The following is a 3298-nucleotide window of genomic DNA, read 5'->3' as shown; positions in this document are numbered from 1 at the left end:
TGTTAAACAGCACATTATTCCATCCAAAAATCAGGTCAAAAGCGCAAATTATTTTAACATCATATGTTTCTAAAGGATGAAATAACTTGCATTCTTTTAAGTCAAATTTCCTCGTCTTTGTCAATGCATAATTTTTTGTTTTTTACAAATAATCATATTAAACCGAACAGCAAAAGAATAGGGGAAAAGCCCAATCTTCTCAATAACCGCTTTTCCCCTAAATCTGAAATTTTGTTGTTCTTTAATTATGATTATATCCAAATTTTCTAATTTTATTCATCAATATTTATTCTCAGGGGAAGCTTCTTTTTATCCAACTCAATATGGCTGTAAAAATTGTGGTTATATGGGTAAGCTCCATAGGCATGGATACTATTACCGCAACGTCATTACCGTCTTTGGAACTTACAAAATCAAAGTATTACGTGTAAAATGCCCATCTTGTAAAAAAACTCATGCTCTTTTACCCCACTTTCTTGTCCCATATTTTCAATACTCTTTTTATACTATTCTGTTTCTTCTATTTCTTAATTTTGTTCTTGGTTTTTCATATAGTGAAGTTCTATCTAAGATTGAGAAATATAAATCCCTATGTTCTCTTAATCCTTCCTCTTTAAGTAGATTCCATAAAAGATTTATCTCCAAATGCTCTGAAATCAAATTCTTCTTTGCTAATTTTACTGATATTTATCCTGAGTTTGATTTAAATAAATCAGGTGTTTTAATTAAATACATCATTTCTTATGAAAGAAGAAATATATCTTTCAATACTTCATACTTTGATTCAATGCCTTCATATTTCTTTTCTTCTTAGTTAGGAGTAATACTATTAAGGGGAGTATCCCTTTTTTTGCTTTTTTTGATTCCTTTTGCAATTTATTTAAGCATTTTTTAGCCTTTTAAGTCCTAATTCAAATTATTTCATTTCCACAACGTCCACTTATTTCCATTTTAGACATACCCAAATCATCCCACATAATTTAATAAGGATATGCTCCTTAGAATTTGTCCATAATTTTAGTATAACTTAAAAAGGAGGTTTTGTTATGGATGAAGACTTAAGGCAAAAGATTGCTCTTTTTCGTTATTCTCTCATTGCACCTGTTATCACCAATACATATACTCAATCTTCAGTAAAAGAATATTTTCAAGAAATTTGTGCTAAGCAGTATGATACTCCTGCTGGCAAAAAAGAATTTGCTCCTTCTACTGTTAAGGATTGGCTTCGCTTGTATAGAAAACATGGAATCAACGGTCTTTATCCTAAGCTTAGAAAGGATAAAGGTAATTTTAGAAAGTTATCTGATGAAGCTAAGGAATTTATATTATCCTGCAAGGCTGAGTTCCCCTCCCGCTCTGCTAAGTCCATTTACTTTGAATTAATCGCCCGTGGATATTTTTCTTTAGGCGAAATTTCTCTGTCAACCGTTCAAAGGTTTTTAAGCAAAAATCCCTTGCCTTTAGAGCATAAATCATCTGAAAGAAGGGCTTTTGAATTTGAGTTTCCTAACGACTGTTGGCAGTCTGATATTTCTTCTGGTCCATACTTAACTATCGATGGTAAAAAGCATAAAACATATATCATTGCTTTCTTAGATGACGCTTCAAGATTAGTCGTTAGCTGTAGAGCCTTCTTTGAGGATAACTTTGTTTCTTTGCTATCTGTTTTTAAAGACGCTGTTTCTAAAAGAGGCATCCCTAAGAAAATATTCGTTGATAACGGCAAGGTTTACAAGTCTGAACAAATGGAGTTTATCTGTGCTTCTTTAGGAACTATTCTTTGTTTTGCAAGACCATATTCTCCTCAATCAAAAGGCAAGATTGAAAGGTGGTTTAAAACTCTGCAGGAACAGTGGCTTAGTAGTATCGATTATTCTAAATTTTCTTCCCTTGAGGAATTAAATGAGTCTTTGCAAGAGTATGTTGAAGGTGTCTACAATGTCAGTTATCATTCGTCTATCAAGCAAAAGCCTATTGAAAAATATATGAAACACATTGAAAAGATAAAATTTATCTCTTCAAAACAGGAGATTGACTATATGTTTCTTTATCGTATTACACGTAAAGTTAGAAATGATTGCACCATCCAAATACTCAACAATTCCTTTGAAGTTCCTTTTAAGTATGTTGGTGAAAGAATTAATGTTCGTTATGACCCTTCATCTTTAGATAAAGCCTATATTTTTTCTGATGACAATCGTATTTTGGATACTATTTACCCAGTTAACAAAATTGACAATTCTAAAGTTAAAAGGCAAAAAAACATTAAACCTATTGATTTTTCAAGTTTTTCTGCAAATCCAAAGGAGGTTTAATTATGTTTACTGCTTTTTATGGTCTTTCCTTCGACCCTTTTCAAAAGGATATTGATACTAAATTTTTCTTTAAATCAAATGATTTTAATCAAGCCCTTTCAAGACTTGATTTTTTAAAAAATGTTAAGGGCTTTGGGCTTTTAACTGGAGAGCCTGGCTCTGGCAAGTCTTCTCTTTTAAGATATTTTGTCAATTCTCTAAATCCTAATCTTTTTAAATGTGTATATATTCCTCTATCTACTTTAACTGTTATGGATTTTTACAGGGCCCTTTGTGATGGCCTTGGTATCATTCCACCATTTAAAAAGGTGGCTATGTTTAAGCAGATACAAGAATCGATATACACATACTACCATAGCAAAAACATAACTCCTGTCATTATATTGGATGAAGCTCAATTCCTTAAAAATTCAATACTTGACGATTTAAGGATAATTTTTAATTTTCAAATGGATTCTAAAGATTGTGCTGTTCTTATTCTTTCTGGTCAAACACAATTTATATCTCAAATTCAAAGGCAACCCCATGAAGCATTAAAGCAAAGAATCGTTGTCAATTATTCTCTAAAGGGATTAACATTGGATGAAGTTAAGCTCTATATTCCGTATATGCTTAGAATTGCTGGCTGCAGTGAGCCTATATTTACCGAAGATGCACTTGAACTTTTATATTCAAGCTCTAATGGCCTTTTAAGACCATTAAATGCAATTGCAAGAATGAGTTTGATTGCTGGAACTAACAAAAACACAAGGATTATTGATAGTGAAGTTATTTACGAAGCACAGTCTGAGGTTAATATTTCGGCTTAATCGTGAGGGGTTACCCCTTACTTTTTTATGTTTGTTTAAGATTAAATAATTTGACTTTTTTGCAGTATTTTTGTGGTGCAAATTATTTCATCATTGGATTTTTAGCAATTTTAAAATGCTTTTTAGGTTAAATTAATTTGACTTTTTTGAGATGAAATAATTTGCTCCGTAACA

At 31.4% G+C, this 3298-nt stretch carries 3 protein-coding genes; all 3 read left to right on the top strand.

The annotated features are described in order from the left end of the window. Nucleotides 1-247: 247 nt before the first annotated feature. The 3 genes from ABG79_RS12720 (at nt 248) to ABG79_RS12035 (ending at nt 3124) form a co-directional block, all read left to right on the top strand. A complete protein-coding gene (locus ABG79_RS12720; protein ID WP_083490448.1) occupies nt 248-814 on the top strand; it encodes a DUF6431 domain-containing protein in 567 nt (188 codons plus the stop codon). 232 nt (nt 815-1046) lie between these two features. Further along, on the top strand, nt 1047-2315 hold the full coding sequence (locus ABG79_RS12040) for a DDE-type integrase/transposase/recombinase (protein WP_057979711.1): 1269 nt from the start codon (nt 1047-1049) through the stop codon (nt 2313-2315). Nucleotides 2316-2317: 2 nt separating this feature from the next. After that, nucleotides 2318-3124, top strand: coding sequence for an ExeA family protein (locus tag ABG79_RS12035; protein WP_057979710.1), 807 nt, complete (start codon nt 2318-2320; stop codon nt 3122-3124). The last annotated feature ends 174 nt before the right edge of the window (nt 3125-3298 follow it).

It is taken from the genome of Caloramator mitchellensis (assembly GCF_001440545.1).
Lineage (GTDB): Bacteria > Bacillota > Clostridia > Clostridiales > Caloramatoraceae > Caloramator > Caloramator mitchellensis.
The sequence above is the reverse complement of the archived record's forward strand: the minus strand, read 5'-3'. Positions and strand labels throughout refer to the sequence as shown.

What these genes read in the sequence shown, in the direction of transcription:
- ABG79_RS12720 (WP_083490448.1), top strand. Translation starts at nt 248, where the DNA reads ATGATTATATCCAAATTTTCTAATTTTATTCATCAATATTTATTCTCA.
- ABG79_RS12040 (WP_057979711.1), top strand. Translation starts at nt 1,047, where the DNA reads ATGGATGAAGACTTAAGGCAAAAGATTGCTCTTTTTCGTTATTCTCTC.
- ABG79_RS12035 (WP_057979710.1), top strand. Translation starts at nt 2,318, where the DNA reads ATGTTTACTGCTTTTTATGGTCTTTCCTTCGACCCTTTTCAAAAGGAT.